This window comes from Agrobacterium larrymoorei, assembly GCF_030819275.1.
Classification (GTDB): domain Bacteria; phylum Pseudomonadota; class Alphaproteobacteria; order Rhizobiales; family Rhizobiaceae; genus Agrobacterium; species Agrobacterium larrymoorei_B.
This window is the reverse complement of sequence record NZ_JAUTBL010000001.1, coordinates 1,200,973-1,218,538: the sequence shown is the minus strand read 5'-3', so window position 1 is coordinate 1,218,538 and position 17,566 is coordinate 1,200,973. Positions and strand designations below refer to the sequence as shown.

General features: G+C 58.0%; 13 protein-coding genes and 1 pseudogene. 11 read left to right on the top strand and 3 right to left on the bottom strand.

The genetic code is table 11. The annotated features are described in order from the left end of the window. Complete coding sequence (locus QE408_RS05600) at positions 1-1,821, bottom strand: sensor histidine kinase (protein WP_306929223.1); 1,821 nt, start codon at positions 1,819-1,821, stop codon at positions 1-3. Positions 1,822-2,077: 256 nt separating this feature from the next. Between QE408_RS05600 and QE408_RS05595 the strand changes: the two genes are divergently transcribed. From QE408_RS05595 to iolB, 10 genes and pseudogenes are all read left to right on the top strand, one after another. Then, positions 2,078-3,412, top strand: a complete 1,335-nt coding sequence (locus tag QE408_RS05595; protein ID WP_306929221.1) for a dicarboxylate/amino acid:cation symporter — start codon at positions 2,078-2,080, stop codon at positions 3,410-3,412. Between the two features lie 118 nt (positions 3,413-3,530). Next, positions 3,531-3,968 carry an EamA family transporter gene (locus tag QE408_RS05590; RefSeq protein ID WP_306929219.1) on the top strand — a complete coding sequence of 146 codons (438 nt, stop codon included), beginning with the start codon at positions 3,531-3,533 and terminating at the stop codon, positions 3,966-3,968. 86 nt (positions 3,969-4,054) lie between these two features. Beyond that, on the top strand, positions 4,055-5,587 hold the full coding sequence (locus QE408_RS05585) for an acyl-CoA carboxylase subunit beta (RefSeq protein WP_306929218.1): 1,533 nt from the start codon (positions 4,055-4,057) through the stop codon (positions 5,585-5,587). Between the two features lie 44 nt (positions 5,588-5,631). After that, positions 5,632-6,579 (top strand): hypothetical protein, encoded by a 948-nt coding sequence (locus QE408_RS05580; protein WP_306929217.1) that lies wholly within the window; start codon positions 5,632-5,634, stop codon positions 6,577-6,579. Further along, the gene (locus tag QE408_RS05575; RefSeq protein WP_306929216.1) at positions 6,576-8,579 is read left to right on the top strand and encodes an acetyl-CoA carboxylase biotin carboxylase subunit; all 2,004 of its coding nucleotides are present in this window, start codon (positions 6,576-6,578) and stop codon (positions 8,577-8,579) included. Before QE408_RS05580 ends, QE408_RS05575 begins: the two co-directional genes overlap by 4 nt. A 102-nt stretch (positions 8,580-8,681) precedes the next feature. Beyond that, complete coding sequence (locus QE408_RS05570; protein WP_306929215.1) at positions 8,682-9,497, top strand: MurR/RpiR family transcriptional regulator; 816 nt, start codon at positions 8,682-8,684, stop codon at positions 9,495-9,497. 115 nt (positions 9,498-9,612) lie between these two features. Beyond that, positions 9,613-11,539: pseudogene (locus QE408_RS05565) on the top strand (bifunctional 5-dehydro-2-deoxygluconokinase/5-dehydro-2-deoxyphosphogluconate aldolase). Beyond that, on the top strand, positions 11,536-13,359 hold the full coding sequence (iolD, locus tag QE408_RS05560; RefSeq protein ID WP_306929213.1) for a 3D-(3,5/4)-trihydroxycyclohexane-1,2-dione acylhydrolase (decyclizing): 1,824 nt from the start codon (positions 11,536-11,538) through the stop codon (positions 13,357-13,359). The pseudogene QE408_RS05565 and the gene iolD overlap by 4 nt, the downstream one beginning before the upstream one ends. A gap of 2 nt (positions 13,360-13,361) precedes the next feature. After that, positions 13,362-14,261: a myo-inosose-2 dehydratase gene (gene iolE, locus QE408_RS05555; RefSeq protein ID WP_306929212.1), complete on the top strand. Its 900-nt coding sequence runs from the start codon at positions 13,362-13,364 to the stop codon at positions 14,259-14,261. A 16-nt stretch (positions 14,262-14,277) separates the two neighbouring features. Next, a complete protein-coding gene (gene iolB, locus QE408_RS05550) occupies positions 14,278-15,087 on the top strand; it encodes a 5-deoxy-glucuronate isomerase (protein WP_306929210.1) in 810 nt (269 codons plus the stop codon). Positions 15,088-15,160: 73 nt separating this feature from the next. Here the strand turns inward: iolB and iolG are convergent, their stop codons facing one another. Together iolG and QE408_RS05540 are read right to left on the bottom strand one after the other, a co-directional pair. Continuing rightward, entirely contained in the window at positions 15,161-16,153 is a 993-nt protein-coding gene (iolG, locus tag QE408_RS05545; protein ID WP_306929209.1) for an inositol 2-dehydrogenase, read from the bottom strand. A 569-nt stretch (positions 16,154-16,722) separates the two neighbouring features. Beyond that, entirely contained in the window at positions 16,723-17,106 is a 384-nt protein-coding gene (locus QE408_RS05540) for a hypothetical protein (RefSeq protein ID WP_306929207.1), read from the bottom strand. Positions 17,107-17,264: 158 nt separating this feature from the next. On the opposite strand from QE408_RS05540, the gene QE408_RS05535 reads away from it, so the two are divergent. Continuing rightward, positions 17,265-17,483 (top strand): hypothetical protein, encoded by a 219-nt coding sequence (locus tag QE408_RS05535; RefSeq protein ID WP_306929206.1) that lies wholly within the window; start codon positions 17,265-17,267, stop codon positions 17,481-17,483. Positions 17,484-17,566 lie beyond the last annotated feature (83 nt).

Sequence of the window (17,566 nt, the reverse complement as noted above, 5' to 3'; positions counted from 1 at the left end):
TCATGCTCGCTTCAAATAGACTGAAAAACACGTGCCGCTGTCGCATGTATCGACCTCGATCCGCCCGCCATAATCCGAGGCGATATCGCTGGAGATGACGAGGCCAAGGCCGAGGCCGCCCTCCTTCGACGTGTTGAAGGGCGAAAAGAGCTGCTCGAGAATAGGCGCCGCGATGCCCGGCCCGTTGTCGTGAACGCGCAGCACCACCTCTTCCGCCATTTGCTCCACCATCACGTTGACGCGTCCGTCACTTTTCTCTTCGACGGCTTCGAGCGCGTTCTGCAAGAGGTTGATGACGATCTGCTCCAGCCGGATGCGGCTTCCCATGACCTTGAGGTTCTTATCCGGAAGATCGAGATCGAGCATGTCCATGCGTCCCGAAAACCGGCTGCGCAGCAACAGCACGGCACCTTCGATGACCAGGCGAATGCTGACAGGTTCTGCGGCAGTTCTGCCCTTGCGCGCCAGAATTTTCAGATCGCTGGTGATGACGCCGATGCGCTCGGTCAAACCGGCAATGCTCTCCAGATTCTCGTCCGCTTCCTCCAGGCGCTTGCGCTTGAGAAGCACGCGAGCATTGTCGGCAAAGGCGCGAATGGTGGCGACGGGTTGATTGATTTCATGCGCTACGCCAGCCGCCACCTGTCCGAGGATCGAAAGCCGGTTGGCCTGGACCAGATCGTGCTGGACGCTTTGCAACTCCTTGCCCGTCTGTTCGTGGCGCAGGATTTCCGCCTGAAGCTTGTCTCGGGCCATGGTCAGATCCACCGTCCGCTCCTGAACCCGGCGCTCGAGTTCCGCGCGATCTCTTTCGGCGGCGGCGCGCGCCTGCTCTGCCTTCAGCCGGCGTCGAAGCCAGATCGCCGACAGGGCGAAGAGCGGCATAAGGGCGGCAAGAGCGATGATCCGGCTTTCGCGTATGGCGGCATTCGTCGCCGGCGTCACCGGTTGAAGATAATGCAGGGACCATCTGGTCGTCGGAACGGGGAGTTCGAGACGAAGATAATCTCCTCTCAGCGTCGAGGGGGAGCTCACTTCCACAAGCGCCACATCCGGACCGAGTTTCGAGCGCAATCGCACGGGCATGGGAGAGAGCGCTTCCTCTCCGAATTGAAGACTGGCGGAAATCATCCGTCGCTTGTCTTCATTGATCGGCGCCACCGTCTTGAATCGCCAGTCGGGTATGCTTGTCATCAGCACCACGCCGTTGGAATCGACGATGTAGACGGGACGCCCGCCGATATTCCAGTCCGTCTCGAGCCGGTTGAACTCCACCTTGGCTATGACCACGCCGAGCGGCTTTCCATCTGCACCATCGACCCGCCGGGAGATATAGAGCCCCGGCCGCCGGCTGACATTGCCGAGCGCGTAATGCTCTGCCATGCCCGTTTCCATGGCTCTGCGAAAATAGTCACGGAAGGCATAATTAGAGCCGACGAAACTCTCGGGCATCCGCCAATTGCTGGACGCGATGGTGACGCCCTTGGCATCCGTCACATAGATGACCGAGGCCTGCGTACCTTCGATCAGCCCCTCCAGCTTTTCATCCAGACGCTGAACGGCAGCGCCGCCATTTTCCAATGCGTCGGCGATATCTCGGTCACGGGAGAGGACGAGTGGCAGGACGCGCGGGCGTTCCAGCGCCACATTCAGCAAAGCGGTTTTCAGCTCGGCATCCGTCGTGGCATCGGCAATCAACCGCTTCGTCGCTTGGACACGGCCGATCTTGTCTGCAGCCACGAAAGCGCCGAAGGCAATGATAACCCACATCAGGGCGAAGGCCATCCAGCGGAAGCGGCTGCTATTCACGAAAACGGACATTGGGCGGCTCGAAATGTCATGGTTTTACTGTGCGGAAATCCGCACAAAAGACAAGAGATGATGAGCGGAAAAACACACTCGTGAAGAGTGGTCATTGGATGGCTTAAAATAAAACCAATTTTCATCAATAGCTTAACCTCAAAAACCAAACTGGCATACTATTTGCGTAGGTAGTTCCGAACGGCAGAGGGCCGGGCAAAACTTGAGGCAAACTCGGGAGGCCGTCAGGGCAGGGTTAAGCCGAGGAGGAACTAACATGATTGACAGCACAGCCGTGGCCGAAAGCCACGCCAGACTGCCTTTTTACCGGCATCTTTATTTCCAGGTCATCGTCGCTATCGCCGCAGGTATTGCGCTCGGCCACTTTTATCCCGCTCTTGGCGAACAGCTGAAGCCGCTCGGCGATGGCTTCATCCGTCTGGTCAAGATGATCATCGCACCCGTGATCTTCCTCACAGTCGCAACCGGCATTGCCGGCATGAACGACATGAAGAAGGTCGGCCGCGTAGCCGGCAAGGCGATGATCTACTTCATAACCTTCTCCACCCTGGCGCTGATCGTCGGCATGATCGTTGCCAATGTCGTTCAGCCGGGTGCGGGCATGAACATCGATCCGTCCACACTGGACGGCAAGGCCGTTGCGACCTACGCCGCCAAGGCGCATGAGCAGTCGATCACCGGCTTCCTGATGAATATCATCCCGACGACGATCGTCGGCGCCTTCGCGGAAGGCGATATTCTTCAGGTGCTGTTCTTCTCCGTGCTGTTCGGCATTTCGCTCGGCGTCGTCGGGGAACGCGGCAAGCCTGTCGTCGATTTCATGCATGCCCTGATGTATCCGATCTTCAAGCTGGTCGCGATCCTGATGAAGGCTGCTCCGATCGGTGCCTTCGGCGCCATGGCCTTCACCATCGGCAAGTACGGCATTTCGTCGGTCACCAATCTCGCCATGCTGATCGGTACCTTCTACCTGACGTCGCTGATCTTCGTGCTCGTCATTCTCGGTGCCGTCTGCCGCTACAATGGGTTCTCCATCCTGGCGCTGATCCGCTACATCAAGGAAGAATTGTTGCTCGTTCTCGGCACATCTTCATCGGAAGCCGCACTTCCGGGCTTGATGAGCAAGATGGAAAGAGCAGGCTGCAAGCGCTCCGTCGTCGGTCTCGTCATTCCGACCGGTTACTCGTTCAACCTCGACGGTACGAACATCTACATGACGCTCGCCGCCCTCTTCATCGCGCAGGCAACGGGCATTCACCTGTCCTTGGGTGAACAGATCCTCCTGCTACTTGTCGCCATGCTGAGCTCCAAGGGTGCAGCAGGTATTACCGGCGCTGGCTTCATCACGCTGGCCGCCACGCTCTCGGTCGTCCCATCTGTCCCCGTCGCGGGCATGGCACTGATCCTTGGTATCGACCGCTTCATGTCGGAATGCCGCGCGCTGACCAACTTCATTGGCAACGCCGTTGCAACCATCGTCGTTGCCCGTTGGGAAGGCGAGCTCGACCAGGAGCAGCTGGCAGCCGCGCTGAGGGGCGACGAGCCAAAGGTCGTCGACGATGCGACGGCACTTGGAATTCCTGCAGAGTAAACCGCGCAGCTAAAGCGATCCATATCAAGGCCCGCCTCGATCAGTCGAGGCGGGCTTTCCTTTTCCGGCCCCGACTTGATAAGATGGACCCCTCTCCCGTCCTCACCGGTGCTCGACGATGAAAAACCTGTTTCTCTCCTGGCAAGTCTGGGCTCTTCTGTCGGCCACTTTCGCCGCACTGACCGCGATCTTCGCCAAGATCGGCATCGAAAACGTCAATTCCGATTTCGCCACCTTCATCCGAACCATCGTCATTCTTTTGGCTGCAGGCTTGATGGTCTACATCACAGGGAACTGGCAAAGCCCGGCGACGATCACACCGCGCACCTGGCTATTCCTCATCCTCTCCGGGCTTGCGACCGGTGCATCCTGGATCTGCTATTTCCGTGCCCTGAAGATCGGTGATGCCGCACGCGTTGCGCCGATAGACAAACTCAGCGTCGTCTTCGTCGCCGTATTTGCGGTTCTCTTTCTTGGCGAACGGCTCTCTCTTCCCAACTGGCTGGGCGTCATTCTGATCGCTTGCGGCGCTGTTCTCGTCGCCTATCGCGGCTAAAGCGAGCGATCTCTGCGACCAAGGCAGCTGTTTCCATTCAACAATTTTGGCCTTAAGACTCCTATGGAATGCGAATGGGAGGTCTTATGCGTTCAGTCCTTCAAGAACTGGAAAGCCGCCGCGCTGAAGCCCGTCTTGGCGGCGGGCAAAAGCGTATCGATACGCAGCATGCCAAGGGCAAGCTGACAGCGCGCGAACGCCTCGACGTACTTCTCGATGAGGGCTCCTTCGAAGAATACGACATGTACGTGACCCACCGGGCGGTGGATTTCGGCATGGCGGATCAGAAGGTGGCGGGCGATGGTGTCGTGACCGGCTGGGGTACGATCAACGGACGGCAGGTCTATGTGTTCAGCCAGGATTTTACCGTGCTTGGCGGCTCCTTGTCGGAAACCCACGCGCAGAAGATTTGCAAGATCATGGATATGGCGGTGCGCGTCGGCGCACCGGTGATCGGCTTGAACGATTCCGGTGGGGCACGCATCCAGGAAGGCGTGTCGTCGCTTGCGGGCTATGCGGAGGTGTTTCGTCGTAATGCGGAAGTGTCGGGTGTCGTGCCGCAGATCTCCGTCATCATGGGTCCTTGCGCGGGCGGTGCGGTCTACTCTCCCGCCATGACCGACTTCATCTTTATGGTGCGTGATACATCCTACATGTTCGTGACTGGGCCGGACGTGGTGAAGACCGTGACCAACGAGATCGTCACCGCCGAGGAACTGGGAGGTGCCACCACCCACACAAAGAAATCCTCCGTTGCCGACGGCGCCTATGAAAACGACATCGAGGCGCTGGAAGCGGTTCGCGCGCTCGTCGATTTTCTCCCCGCCAATAACCGGCAGAAGCCACCGACCCGGCCTTTCCATGACGATCCGGCTCGCCTCGAGGCGAAGCTCGATACCTTGATCCCCGATAGTTCCAACAAGCCCTATGACATGAAGGAACTGATCCACGCGATTGCCGACGAAGGCGATTTCTTCGAATTGCAGGAGGCCTTTGCCAGAAACATCATCACCGGCTTCATCCGCCTTGAAGGCGAGACGGTCGGCGTCGTCGCCAACCAGCCCATGGTGCTGGCCGGATGCCTGGATATCGACAGCTCGCGCAAAGCGGCGAAGTTCGTGCGCTTCTGCGACGCCTTCAACATTCCGATCCTGACTTTGGTGGATGTGCCGGGCTTCCTGCCCGGCGTGGCGCAGGAATATGGCGGTGTCATCAAGCACGGCGCCAAGCTGCTTTTCGCCTATTCAGAGGCGACGGTGCCGATGGTAACGCTGATTACCCGCAAGGCCTATGGCGGCGCCTACGACGTGATGGCGTCGAAACATATCGGCGCCGACATCAACTATGCCTGGCCGTCAGCGGAAATTGCCGTGATGGGCGCCAAGGGTGCGGCGGAAATTCTCTACCGCTCCGAACTGTCAAACCCCGATAAGATCGCGGAACGGACGCGCGAATATGAAGAGCGCTTCGCTAACCCCTTCGTTGCTGCCGAACGCGGCTTCATCGATGAAGTCATCATGCCACATTCCTCGCGCCGCCGCATCGCCCGCGCCTTTGCGTCCCTGCGCAACAAGCAGGTGACGACGCATTGGAAGAAGCACGACACGATTCCGTTGTGAGTGTGTAGTCGCCATAATCAAAACAGAACTCTCGCGAGCGGTTCATGAGAACATCGACAATCTATCCAAAACTTCCGAGGCAGCTAAAACATTTGTTCCTACAAGTCTGCCACTCTCAAAGCGTCGAGTATGAAAAATTCTGGCTCGCCTCCAAATCACAGCTACTGCCGGACCGAATAGGGCCCTGCAAGCCGGAAATATTATCAGATGTAAGCTCTAATCTATTTCTGCTGGACTATTGCATAGTATGGTTCTCTTACTACTCGGAGGCTCTTACAGCGGCGCTGATACAATCCAGCCAGGACGAAAATAAATATCAGCGTATTTCTATAAATCTTATATCGTGGAGAATAACTGCAGAACTAATCGCGATTAGAAAATTAGTATTAAGTGGACTAGATGTTCCCGCTAAACAGATACTACGCTCCATGTCAGAGAACTTAGATGCGCTAAGTCTTGCAGCAGTTGATAGCAATTTCTGTTCCGATTTTGCTAAAGACCAAGATGTCGAGCATTCTAATAAGACCTGGTACAAATATATCTCGAAGGGGAAAGCGAGATCACACGTGAATGAGCAGCTGCCTGCGAATCTCCGAGAACTACTAAGTCATCACGAAGAGTTTCGAAAGCAGGAAGAAACTGTGTTGTCCGCAGCGGCGCACCCCTCTTTCATGTCCGGCTTCGCAAGCCTTTTTCCAAACTACGATGAAAAAAATGACGAAGACGACATAGGTATATCTCCATCATTTTCATTATTCTCAATTCGAACAATTAGATATTGCTCATACAGAGTCATGATTCATTGCTTTCTAGATCTATCATTGCTGAAAACATACGAGAAATACATTGATGATGTTTCTCATGAAGAGCTTCTTGATTTGAAGAACTTCGTCAAGACCGGGAGAAAAATTGCGGTTTCCTCCCTCGTACTATGGCGCCAATTAGCCGGTCCCGAAACATTGGGAGAATTACTAGGAGGCGATACGTTGTGATTTCAAAGATTTTGATTGCCAATCGCGGCGAAATCGCCTGCCGCGTCATTCGCACCGCGAGAAAGATGGGCATCGCTACGGTCGCGGTTTATTCCGATGCAGACGCTAACGCGCTGCATGTGCGCGAAGCCGACGAAGCGGTGCATATCGGCCCGGCACCCTCCAACCAGTCCTATATCGTCATCGACAAGATCCTCGAGGCCATTCGCGAGACGGGCGCGGACGCGGTGCATCCAGGCTATGGCTTCCTGTCGGAGAATCCGGCTTTCGCAGCTGCTCTGGAAAAGGAAGGCGTTGCCTTCATCGGTCCGCCGGTCAAGGCCATCGAAGCGATGGGCGACAAGATCACCTCCAAGAAGCTTGCAGCCGAAGCAGGCGTCTCCACCGTTCCCGGCCATATGGGTTTGATCGAGACTGCGGATGAGGCTGTCCGCATAGCATCGAAGATCGGCTACCCGGTGATGATCAAGGCATCGGCCGGCGGCGGCGGCAAGGGCATGCGCATTGCCTGGAACGATAGCGAGGCACGCGAGGGTTTCCAATCATCACGCAACGAAGCAAAAGCATCCTTCGGTGACGACCGGATTTTCATCGAAAAATTCGTCACTCAGCCGCGTCACATCGAAATTCAGGTTCTCGGTGATCAGCACGGCACGGTGCTCTATCTCGGCGAACGTGAATGCTCCATCCAGCGGCGAAATCAAAAGGTGATCGAGGAAGCGCCCTCTCCTTTTCTCGATGAAGCGACACGCAAGGCGATGGGCGAGCAGGCCGTCGCGCTTGCCAAGGCGGTCGGCTATTTCTCCGCTGGCACGGTGGAATTTATCGTTGATGGGGACCGAAACTTCTACTTCCTGGAAATGAACACCCGGCTTCAGGTGGAGCACCCCGTCACCGAGCTTGTCACCGGCATCGATCTCGTGGAGCAGATGATCCGGGTGGCAGCGGGTGAAAAGCTGTCTCTGTCCCAAGCGGACATCGAACTGACCGGCTGGGCAATCGAGAGCCGCCTTTATGCGGAAGACCCTTACCGGAACTTCCTGCCCTCCATCGGTCGATTGACCCGCTACCGTCCCCCGGAAGAGGGCCGCCAGGAGGATGGCACGATCCTTCGCAATGACACCGGCGTCTTCGAAGGCGGAGAAATCTCGATGTATTACGATCCGATGATTGCCAAGCTTTGCAGCTGGGGTGAGACACGGATCTCCGCCATCGATGCCATGGGCGAAGCGCTCGATCGCTTTGAAGTGGAGGGCATCGGGCACAACCTGCCCTTTCTCTCTGCGGTCATGCAGCATCCTCGTTTCCGTTCGGGCAATCTGACCACGGGCTTCATCGCCGAGGAGTTTCCAGACGGTTTTTCCGGAGTGGAGCCGCAGACGGAAGCCGCTGACCGGCTGGCGGCGATCGCCGCGGCCATTCACCATCAGGTGCAGAGCCGCGCAGCAAAGATCTCCGGCACCATCGGCAATCATCGCCGCATTGTCGGCAAGGACTGGGTGGTTCAACTCGGCAAGACCGAGCGGCGCGTTTACCTTGATCTCGATGGCGACAACACCATGGCTCAGATCGAAGGCGGAGAGAGGCTGGCTGTCGAAACGGACTGGCTGCCGGGCCGCAGCCTTGGCACTTTCCGGCTGGGCGATGTGGTTCTGGCGGTGAAGATCGATCTCTCGCCATCCGCCATCAGATTACGTTGGCATGGTGCAGACATCGTCGCCAAAGTTCGTACCCCTCGCGTCGCCGAGCTTGCGCGTCTCATGCCGGAAAAGTTGCCACCAGATACATCGCAGATGCTGCTTTGCCCCATGCCGGGCGTCGTCACCTCGATCTCGGTCGCGGAAGGTGATGAGGTCGAAGCCGGGCAGGCGCTCGCAACCGTAGAGGCGATGAAGATGGAAAACATCCTCCGCGCCGAGCGCAAGGGCCGTGTCGCGAAGGTGGCTGTGAAGGCTGGGGACAGTCTGGCTGTGGATGAGGTCATTCTGGAATTTGAGTGACGATCCCTAACGCGTGGAGATTCTGCTTCCCTGCCGCGTCTTTTCTGGAATAGATATTCCAATCCAGAAAAGACGATTTCATTTGTGGGGGAGTGAAACGAGATGCAGGATAGTGCCGCACCGGCAACGGTGAAGGAATTCGAGGAGAGACTTGTTGAGGTTGCGCCGAAGCTGCCGAAGAGATTGCGGCAGTGCGCGGATTATGTCGCAGCCAATACCGACCGAATCGCCGTTTCCACTGTGGCGGAAATGGCCGAAGCCGCTGGAGTCCAGCCGTCCGCCTTCATGCGCTTTTGCCAGATTCTCGGCTTCTCCGGCTTTTCGGAGATGCAGCGGCTGTTCAAGGAAAGCTATTCCGGCCGCTGGCCGGATTACGATACCCGGCTCACCAACCTGCGCGATAAGGGAGAAGACAGCGGCGGTCGGCTTCTGGCGGAATTTGTCGAAGCCGGGCGGGCATCGCTGGAAAACCTGCTGAAAACCGTCGATCAGTCTGCTTTCGAGGCCGCAATCCAGGTGCTGGCTGACGCGCAGATGATCCATATCGTCGGCTTGCGCCGCTCCTTCCCGGTCGCGAGCTATCTCGCCTACGCCTTCGAGAAGATGCAGGTGCCCTCCATGCTGCATGCCTCCGTCGGCCAGTTGCAGAGCGCCAATGCGATCCGTCAGGGCGATGTGGTTCTCGCCATCACCTTCGCACCCTATTCGGCAGAGACGATGGAGATCGTTTCCTCAAGCCGTGCCCGCAAGATCCCGGTGGTGGCCATCACCGATACGGCTGTCAATCCGCTGCGCCAATTCGATGCCACAGTGCTGGCGGTGTCAGAGGTCGATTTCGGCGCATTCCGTTCCTTGTCGGCGACCCTCTGCATCGCGATTGCGCTGGCCGTAGGGGTGGGGACTCATCGACAAAACTGAATATTCGTATTGAAAATGCAAAAAATAGAATTTATAGTCCAAATATAAACGAGGGAGAAAAGTGACGGACGTACAGTTCCGTCCTTTGTGGCGCGTAACAGCGCGGAGGAGACAGATCGTGAAGACACTCGATCTCATCACGATCGGCCGTTCGTCGGTCGATCTTTACGGCGCGCAGATCGGCGGACGTCTGGAGGACATGTCCTCCTTCAACAAATACATCGGTGGCTCTCCGACCAACATTGCAGCAGGTGCCGCACGGCTTGGTCTGAAGAGTGCCGTCATTACCCGCGTCGGCGACGAGCACATGGGGCGCTTCATCCGCGAACAGCTGGTGCGTGAGGGCGTCGATGTTCGCGGCGTGCAGACCGACAAGGAGCGCCTGACCGCACTCGTCATTCTCGGCATCCGCGACCAGCAGCAGTTCCCCTTGATCTTCTATCGCGAGAACTGCGCCGATATGGCGCTGAGCGAAGACGATATCGACCCTGCTTTCATCTCCGAAGCGAACTGCGTTTGCGCTACCGGCACGCATCTTTCTCATCCGCGCACGGAAGCGGCGGTTCTGAAGGCGCTGCGCCTGGCGCGCGACAGCGGCGCGAAGACTGCGCTCGACATCGACTACCGCCCGAACCTCTGGGGTGTGGCTGGTCATGGTGACGGTGAAAGCCGCTTCGTGGAATCGGCGAAGGTCACGCAGAAGCTGCAATCCACTCTCAACCTCTTCGACCTGATCGTCGGCACCGAGGAAGAGTTCCACATCGCCGGTGGCTCCACCGATACTCTGGAAGCGCTGCGCGCCGTGCGGGCTGTTTCCAACGCCACGCTCGTCTGCAAGCGCGGACCGATGGGCGCAGTGGTCTTCCCAGGCGACATTCCAGGCAGTCTCGACGATGGCGAAAGCGGCGAAGGCTTCCCCATCGAAGTCTTCAACGTGCTGGGTGCCGGCGATGGCTTCATGGCGGGCCTCTTCCGCGGATGGCTGCGCGGTGAAGACTGGCCGACGACACTTGAAATATGCCAATGCGTGCGGCGCTTTCGCCGTGTCACGTCATGGCTGCACCCCTGCCTATCCAAGCTGGGAGGAGTTGCAATATTTCTTCCGTACCGGAATTCGCAACAAGGCGCTGCGCAAGGACGATCAACTGGAACAGGTGCATTGGGCGACAAACCGCAAAGGCGATTGGAGCACCATGCGCGTCTTTGCTTTCGATCACCGCATGCAACTGGAAGCCATCGCCAAGGACGTCGGCGCAGACGACAAGAAGATCGGCGCCTTCAAGGAGCTTTGCCTGAAGGCCGCCCATAAGGTCGCCGGTGGCAATGCCGGTTACGGCATTCTCTGTGATGGTCGTCTTGGCCGCGATGCTCTCTATCAGGCGGCAGGCTCAGGCTTGTGGATCGGCCGCCCCGCCGAATGGCCGGGCTCGCGCCCACTGACTCTAGAGCCGGATCTTGGACCCGATTGCGGCGGTCTGAACGAATGGCCGGCCGAACACGTGGTCAAGGTGCTGTGCTTCTACCATCCGGACGATGACGAGGCGATGCGCGCCGAACAGGAAGAGACGGTCTCGCGTCTCTTCGCCGCCGCGCGCCGCAACCGGCTGGAATTTCTGCTGGAGGTGATCCCTTCCAAGGTGGCATCGATCGATGATGAAACGACAGCCCGCATCATAGACCGCTTCTACGAGATCGGCGTCTATCCCGACTGGTGGAAGCTTGAGCCTCTGAAGAGCGTGGAAGCCTGGCGTCAGGCGACCGATGCGGTAAAACGTCATGATCCTTATGTTCGTGGTATCGTGGTTCTCGGCCTGGAGGCGCCGCAGAGCGAGTTGGAGGAGAGTTTCAGGCTGGCGGCGGGCTTTGATCTGGTGAAAGGCTTTGCCGTCGGTCGCACGATTTTTGCCGAGGCCGCACGCAACTGGCTTGCAGGCAAGGTGAGTGACGAGGAGGCGGTTGCCGATATGGCAGCCCGTTATGATGCGCTTTGCCGGATTTGGGACAAGGCGCGCGCCGCGCATGTAAAGGGAGAGGCAGCGTGAATACGGTTCGATTGACGGCGGCACAGGCGCTTGTGCGTTATCTGGCAGCCCAGATGAATGAGGATGATGAGCCTTACATCGCCGGCGTCTGGGCGATCTTCGGCCATGGCAATGTGGCTGGCATGGGAGAGGCGCTCTATGGCATTCGCGAGGAACTGCCGACCTATCGCGGCCAGAACGAACAATCCATGGCACATGCGGCGATCGCCTACACCAAACAACTCGGCCGCCGCCGGACCATGGCAGTCACATCGTCGATCGGTCCCGGGGCATTGAACATGGTGACGGCTGCGGCGCTTGCGCATGTGAACCGTCTTCCCGTGTTACTGATCCCCGGCGATGTATTCGCCAATCGTGGGCCGGATCCGGTGTTACAGCAGATCGAAGACTTCAACGACGGTACGGTTTCGGCCAATGACTGCTTCAAGCCGGTCAGCCGCTATTTCGACCGGATCATGCGCCCCGAACAGCTTCTGACCGCACTGCCCCGCGCCTTCCGCACCATGACGGACCCCGCCGATTGCGGTCCCGTGACACTCTCCTTCTGCCAGGATGTGCAGGCGGAAGCCTATGATTATCCGGAAAGCTTCTTCGACAAAAAGGTCTGGCGTCAACGCCGCCCCGAGCCCGACAGAGCGGAACTCGAAGAGGCGATCGCAGCCCTTAAGGTCGCGAAGAACCCCATCATCGTCGCGGGCGGCGGCGTGCATTTTTCCGGCGCGACCGAGACGCTGAAGAGCTTCGCCGAGCGCCACTCCATCCCCGTGATCGAAACCCAGGCCGGAAAATCCGCGCTTGCCTGGGATCACGAGATGAACTTCGGTCCCGCTGGTGTGACGGGCGCATCGAGCGCCAATGCGATTGCCGAAAAGGCCGATCTGGTCTTTGGTGTCGGAACCCGTTTTCAGGATTTCACCACCGGCTCCTGGGCGCTCTTCAAGAACCCGGCGCGCAAGCTGCTCGCACTCAACGTCCAAGCCTATGACAGCGCCAAGCACGATGCCATCAGCCTCACGGCCGACGCCAAAGTTGGGCTTGAGAAACTGACCGAAGCCTTGGGCAGCCACCGCTTTTCCGCACCCGATGCAAGCCTGAAACAGGACTGGTTCGCCAAGGCCGATGCCGTGACCGCGGCACCGAAGGAGGCCAATAGCCTGCCGACGGATATGCAGGTGATCGGCGCGGTACAGCGCGCCTCGCGTGACAATACCGTCGTCATGTGTGCGGCAGGCACCATGCCTGGAGAGCTGCACCAGTTGTGGAAGGCGAAGCTGCCGCTCTCCTACCACATGGAATATGGCTTCTCCTGCATGGGCTACGAGATTGCCGGTGGCCTCGGCATCAAGATGGCAGAGCCCGAGCGCGACGTGATCGTCATGGTGGGCGATGGCTCCTACATGATGATGAATTCGGAGCTTGCCACTGCCGTTGCCATGGGCGTGAAGATCACTGTCGTGATCACCGACAATCGCGGCTATGGCTGCATCAACCGGCTGCAGATGGGCACCGGCGGGGCGGAGTTCAACAATCTCTACGCCCACACCAACCAGAAGAACCCGATTGCCATCGATTTCACCGCGCATGCCGCCAGCATGGGTGCGGATGCGCATAAGGTCTCTACAATCACTGAGTTGGAAACTGCACTCGATGCAGCCCGTGCCGCGGAGGTTCCAACCGTGATCGTCATCGATACCGATCCTTATCCGACACCGGATGCCGGAGGCTACTGGTGGGATGTCGCCGTGCCGGAAGTCTCTGAACGCAATGAAGTCAAACAGGCTCGTGCAGCCTATGAATTCGCACTGAAAGAAAGACGCTGATCATGATCCTTTACGGTACAAACCCCATCGCCTGGAGCAATGACGACGACCGCACGCTCGGCGCCCATATCAGCCTTGAGCAGTGCCTGGACGAAACCTCCAAGATCGGTTTCGACGGCATCGAGAAAGGCCACAAGTTCCCGCAGGATCCGGAAGGCCTGAAGGCCGTTCTGGAGCCCCGCAAGCTGCGCTACGTCTCTGGCTGGCATTCGCTGAATCTGCTGACCAACTCCATCGAAGACGAGAAGGCCGCCATGCAGTCTGCCCTCGATCTCTTGAAGGCGATGGGCTCGAAGGTGATCATCGTCTGCGAAACCTCCAACGCCATCCACGGCGAGGATACAAAGCCGGTCAATGACCGCCCGAAGCTCGCCGACAGCGAATGGAAGCGCTTTGGCGAGGGCGTGGAAGCGCTGGCGAAACATGCTGCCGATCAGGGTGTCGCGCTCGTCTATCACCATCACATGGGCACGATTGTCGAAAGCGAAGACGAGATCGACCGTCTGATGGAGAACACAGGCCCGCATACCAAGCTGTTACTCGATACCGGCCATTGCCTGTTCGGCGGCGGCAATCCCGAGCGGCTTGCGAAAAAGCACATGGGTCGCGTCGGCCACATCCACGCCAAGAACGTGCGTCCAGTCATCGCCAAGCAGGTTCGCGACGAAAACCTCTCCTTCCTGGAAGGTGTGCGCCGTGGCGTCTTCACCGTTCCGGGTGACAGCGAAGGCGGCGTCGACTTCCCTCCCGTTCTCAAGATTGCCGCAGAGCATGGCTATAGCGGCTGGCTGGTCATCGAAGCCGAGCAGGACCCGGATGTACGCAATCCCTTCGAGTATCAGAGCCTGGGCCTGAAATCGCTGCGCAGCTTCGCGCAGGACGCTGGCCTGGACAAGGGCTGAACAGAAAGGTCAAGACATGGCAGATTTGCTGCGCAAACCCACCGGCACATCCGGCAAGGTTCACGACATCACGCCGGAAAGCGCCGATTGGGGCTATGTTGGTTTCGGCCTTTACCGGCTGAAACCTGGCGAAACCGCGACCGAACAAACCGGTGAGACCGAGGTCATCCTCGTCCTCGTTGAGGGCAAGGCGGAAATCTTATCAGAAGACAAGAATTTCGGCGAACTCGGCGACCGCATGAATGTCTTCGAGCGCAAGCCGCCGCATTGCGTCTATATCCCGGCTGGCTCTTCCTGGAGTGTGACGGCGACGACGGACTGCACGCTTGGTGTGTGCACCGCACCGGCAAAGCCCGGCCGCGAGGCCCAAGTTATTGGACCGACGGGAATTACTCTGGCTGAGCGCGGCAAGGGCGGCAACACGCGCTACATCTTCCCGATCGCCATGGAGGACCGCGATGTAGCCGATAGCCTGCTGGTCACGGAAGTCTTCACCCCATCCGGTCACTGGTCGTCCTACCCGCCACACCGGCATGATGAGGACAACTACCCCGAGATGACCTATCTTGAAGAAACCTATTACCACCGCCTGAACCCGGAGCAGGGCTTCGGCTTCCAGCGCGTGTTCACCGAAGACGGATCGCTGGACGAGACCATGGCGGTCTCAAGCGGCGATGTGGTGCTGGTTCCGAAAGGGCATCACCCTTGCGGCTCTCCCTATGGCTATGAGATGTATTATCTCAACGTTATGGCTGGACCGATGCGCAAGTGGCGTTTCCAGAACCATCCGGATCACGACTGGATTTTCAAGCGCGACAATCCATAAACGCGCAATCTCTGCCAAAAAAAACGCTCGCACCGAGACAACGATGCGAGCGTTTTTGTTGGTCAAAATCCGATCAGACGATCTGGACGGGCTTGCCGGTCTGCCAGCTTTCGGTCGCGGCATCGGCCAGTTTCTGCGCCTGAAGACCATCGAAACCGCTTGGACGCGGCGAGGTGTTGCCAGCATCGACAGCGTCGATGAAGGTGTTGATCTCGTTGGCATAGGCCTGAGCGTAGCGCTCGATGAAGAAGTTCTGTACCGGATCTCCGGCAATGCCGTTGGCGTTCCACAATTCGACGCTTGAATTCTGGATGTTGCGAGCAGAGAGCATACCCGTCGAGCCATGCACTTCGATGCGCTGGTCGTAGCCATAGGTCGCGCGGCGGGAATTGGTGATCACCGCGATGCGTCCCGATGCCGTCTGCATCTGGACTGCTGCAGTATCGACATCGCCTTCTTCGCCGATCGCCTTGTCCACCAGTGCGGAGCCAAGCGCGTTAACGACCACGAATTCTTCACCCATCAGGAAGCGGGCCATATCGAAGTCGTGAATCATCATGTCACGGAAGAGACCCCCAGAGGATTTCACATAGCTCGCCGGTGGCGGGTTGGGATCGCGGCTGATGATGGTGACGATCTCGATCTCTCCGACATCGCCGTTGCGCAGGCGCTGCTCGACCATCGAGAAGTTGGTATCGAAGCGGCGGTTGAAGCCGATCATCAGAGTCGACTTGTTCTGTTCCACCACATCCAGGCACTGATTGATGCGATCGACGGAAAGCGACACCGGCTTTTCGCAGAGAATATGCTTGCCAGCCTTGGAGGCCGCCTCGATCAGATCGGCATGGCTTGGCGTGGGCGTTGCGATCAGCACGGCATCGACATCCGATGCAGCGATAATCTCTTCAACGGACGCGACACGTGCACCCGTCTGCTGCGCCAATTGCTCTGCCGCCGCCGGAAACGCATCCGCGACATAGGCAAGCTTTGCCTTGGGATTAGCGGCAATCGTTGCCGCATGGACCTTGCCAATACGGCCCGCACCCAGCACACCGAACCTGATCATTTCATTTGCTCCACGCTGATTTCCTCCTCCGGACGGCCACTCCCCAAGAAGCAGTTCGCGCCCTGTCATCATCCGATTTGTTATCGATGACGATCGATGAGACCCTAGCTCAAGCCAAGGCGAAATCAAGTGGAAATTCCATTAAAAGCGTGAGTGAAATATTTATTCTATTTAGTGAATAAGGCTCGGTTCGGGGGCATGACTCACTTCTATCAACAGCGAATAAGCGCCTTCATCAAGATGTCTGGCCTGTCGCGGGTTTCATTCAACGCGGTTGAGTTCTGAAAGCGGATGGCTGTGGGTAAGGAGCGAGAACTGCCGCCATCACGCCTGGCCGTTCCAATACCGCATAGTGGCCTGCTATAAGCCTTCCTGACGGGTGCAGACAATGATGAGGCGATCGCGATCGCCCGTAAGATTCGCAGAGCACCAGGGATTTGGCCTTCTAGGCGTGACGACGGTCGAAGGCTCGTCGCACTTCAATGCAATGCGGTGTCAGCTCCAAGTGATAAAGCAATGCGTTAAAGCATCACGAGCCGAACAAACGGATCGTGACACTCTCTAATACCTCAATGTGTCGCACCTCGACCCTGCGCTGCGAGCGCCGAAACGATGTGCCTGATTTCATCTTTTGCGCCAGAGAGCACGAACGGCCCCTGATGGTGACCGACAGCGCAAAGAGGAACGAAGAAAATATAAGGGATGGCTTTGCTATCCAGAGCTTCCATCAAGAGCAGCATGCGTTCAGGTCCATATCGCACATCAATGACGGCGCAGCCGAAATGCCAGTCGTGCTCATCGACCGCTGTCGAAGAGTAAGGACCTTGCAGAACCATCGATGCCTCTGACCATGCGCTTCGTATTGCAGGCGTGAGCGTATCGCTTTCGCCGAATACGGCTATCGTCAAGCGGTGGTCCGTCGCCATGTTCTGCTCCGTGGAAAGTAGGGTCATTTAGCAGTCCTTTGCATCGACTTATAGTCACCTGCACCTCCCAGCATCTGCGGGATCATCACTTTCATCCGTCTTCAACGCCTCGCGGAACCGAACTGCGCAAACACGGTTCGGACGCATCACAAAATCGATCGTGAGCCTATCGGGAGGAGAAATTGATGAGCAATGACACGGTATTGATGCCCCATGAGCGCGGCTGGGCTGTTCTGCGCAATGGCATGCTGACGAAAGTCTATCCAAGCCGCCATTTGGCAATGCAAAAGCTCAAAGACGAGATGAGCCGGCGACCGCTCACAAACCCAAAAACGCATCCGGCCAACGGTGGACATGCCGCGCGGCGACGCGATGGCTCAGCACAACAGCACGATCACGCGTAAGGCAGCGGGGAGCCTCGGCCAAAGCTGTCAGCATTCTCTCATTTAAAAAAGCAACGTCGGAACCTCAGCCCCTTCCCGGCGTT

Coding starts and splice junctions, on each gene's coding strand:
- QE408_RS05600 (WP_306929223.1), bottom strand. CDS start 1,821: ATGTCCGTTTTCGTGAATAGCAGCCGCTTCCGCTGGATGGCCTTCGCC.
- QE408_RS05595 (WP_306929221.1), top strand. CDS start 2,078: ATGATTGACAGCACAGCCGTGGCCGAAAGCCACGCCAGACTGCCTTTT.
- QE408_RS05590 (WP_306929219.1), top strand. CDS start 3,531: ATGAAAAACCTGTTTCTCTCCTGGCAAGTCTGGGCTCTTCTGTCGGCC.
- QE408_RS05585 (WP_306929218.1), top strand. CDS start 4,055: ATGCGTTCAGTCCTTCAAGAACTGGAAAGCCGCCGCGCTGAAGCCCGT.
- QE408_RS05580 (WP_306929217.1), top strand. CDS start 5,632: ATGAGAACATCGACAATCTATCCAAAACTTCCGAGGCAGCTAAAACAT.
- QE408_RS05570 (WP_306929215.1), top strand. CDS start 8,682: ATGCAGGATAGTGCCGCACCGGCAACGGTGAAGGAATTCGAGGAGAGA.
- iolE (WP_306929212.1), top strand. CDS start 13,362: ATGATCCTTTACGGTACAAACCCCATCGCCTGGAGCAATGACGACGAC.
- iolB (WP_306929210.1), top strand. CDS start 14,278: ATGGCAGATTTGCTGCGCAAACCCACCGGCACATCCGGCAAGGTTCAC.
- iolG (WP_306929209.1), bottom strand. CDS start 16,153: ATGATCAGGTTCGGTGTGCTGGGTGCGGGCCGTATTGGCAAGGTCCAT.
- QE408_RS05540 (WP_306929207.1), bottom strand. CDS start 17,106: ATGACCCTACTTTCCACGGAGCAGAACATGGCGACGGACCACCGCTTG.
- QE408_RS05535 (WP_306929206.1), top strand. CDS start 17,265: ATGAGCAATGACACGGTATTGATGCCCCATGAGCGCGGCTGGGCTGTT.